This window comes from Pseudovibrio sp. POLY-S9 (assembly GCF_001431305.1).
GTDB lineage: Bacteria > Pseudomonadota > Alphaproteobacteria > Rhizobiales > Stappiaceae > Pseudovibrio.
Map to the genome: position 1 here is coordinate 1 of NZ_LCWX01000046.1, position 1190 is coordinate 1190.

2 protein-coding genes are annotated in these 1190 nt (G+C 43.4%); one reads left to right on the forward strand and one right to left on the reverse strand.

Annotated elements, in window-relative coordinates:
* Window positions 1-420: a type III secretion system chaperone gene (locus tag PPL9_RS02715; protein ID WP_208989124.1), complete on the forward strand. Its 420-nt coding sequence runs from the start codon at window positions 1-3 to the stop codon at window positions 418-420.
* A gap of 542 nt (window positions 421-962) precedes the next feature.
* Here PPL9_RS02715 and PPL9_RS32955 read toward each other — a convergent pair.
* On the reverse strand, window positions 963-1190 hold a 228-nt coding region (locus PPL9_RS32955), incomplete at its 5' end, for a hypothetical protein (RefSeq protein ID WP_208989125.1).

Consider the following 1190-nt stretch of genomic DNA (forward strand, 5'->3'; position numbering starts at 1 on the left):
ATGAGGAGCACCATGAGCAACACCGAAACACTCATAACCAATCTTGGCAAAAAAATTGGATTACCACATCTGAAATTAGATGAGGACGGAACTTGTTCACTTGATATTGAAGAGGAGTTCATCCTTACAATTGCCGTTAATAAACAAGATGAAATGATCTTGTTTGCTCATCTGCCTGATATTGAAATAGATAAGCGCCTGACTGGGTATCAACTCCTGCTTCAGGCAAATTTACTCGGCAAAGGCACCGGCAATGCAGCACTTGCAATGACCGAAGGCGATAACCGACCCGCTCTAAACTCAAGATTTTCAGCCTCAGAACTCGATTTTCAAATGTTTGAGGAAAGACTGGATGAATTCATAAAACTCGTAAAACTTTGGAGCCTGACTATTAACTCCTTTAATACCTCTCAGTATTAAAGTGAGGTGGTCTCGTTTGTTTGGACAGGTAAACTTTGATCTTAAGTGGACGCACTCCTGTTATACCACTTGGGGTTCATAACAACAAAGGTACCAAACGCGGCATAGGTATCATGTGTGATCTTTTGCTTTGATTGCGTTCTTCTTGATCCAATTTGACAGGTTTGCTGGCGTGGTTTTATAGCGCCTTGCAATAAACCTTTGCGTTGATCCATTGGTGAGCAAGGCTTCAATTTCAGGCCTTTATTGATCAAGTTTGCTTTTTCCCGGCCCCTTGGGACGCCTATCGCCGCCCGCTCCCCCATTTCGTGGGCACACATCAATATGCTTGGTGAGTACGATTTCTCCGAGGAAAAGCTCCAAGATACTCTTGGAATTCTGCCCCTGAAATTAGCAGTATAAAACGTGAGAAAAACGGGAACCTGAGTATTGAACCAAAATCACGCTAAATCAGAAGGATAGCAAAAATCCTGTGGTGGGTTACGTACCTTTGTTGGAACGAACCCTACTGTCTATCTTTAATTCATCCAGAAAGATTCGACTTAAAGCAAACCGACCTTAGTTGTGGTGTCTGCCAATAACTTCCAAGAGCTGAAAACGACTTTGTAGAGTACTGTCTCAAGCACCTTCAATATTTTCCAAACGAGTTGTCTCAACCCTAGATGGAAACCCACGAATGGCTTGTGTGGATGGCTCCTGCTTTGCAAGACATTTTTGAGATGATCGGTACCTTTGTCAGAAGCAGTCATGTGTCCGGCCTGTTTGCGCGG

What these genes read in the sequence shown, in the direction of transcription:
- PPL9_RS02715 (WP_208989124.1), top strand. Translation starts at nt 1, where the DNA reads ATGAGGAGCACCATGAGCAACACCGAAACACTCATAACCAATCTTGGC.